A 363-nucleotide genomic window follows, 5' to 3' on the forward strand; every position below is an offset into this window, starting at 1 on the left:
TGGCATCGTTCATCATTTCCACTGTCACCCGGCTCACGTTCTTCGCCCGGGGATGGGGAGCGATGATGATGGCATTGCCGCCCTTCAGGGCAAACATGGCGTTGCTCATGGCGGTGACGGTGGGATTCGTGGTGGGGGCCACCGCCCCAATGACGCCAATGGGCTTGGCGATTTCCACAAGGCCTTCTTCTTCCAGATGCCGCAGAACGCCCACAGACTTCTTGTCTTTCAGGTCGTTCCAGATGACTTTGGACTTGCCCTTGTTCTTGGCCACCTTGTCTTCGTACACACCCATGCGGGTTTCTTCCACGGCCATTTTCGCCAGGGCTTCGGCATTGTCGTAGACGACTTTGGCGATGGCCC

General features: G+C 57.9%; 1 protein-coding gene. It reads right to left on the bottom strand.

Features of this window, described 5'->3' with window-relative positions; all coding sequences use genetic code 11:
• Nucleotides 1–363: aldehyde dehydrogenase family protein (locus tag AAIG11_RS17975; RefSeq protein ID WP_343187561.1), on the bottom strand; the 363-nt coding region annotated here is incomplete at both ends.

The organism is Anoxynatronum sibiricum (genome assembly GCF_039414295.1).
GTDB lineage: Bacteria > Bacillota > Clostridia > Peptostreptococcales > Tindalliaceae > Anoxynatronum > Anoxynatronum sibiricum.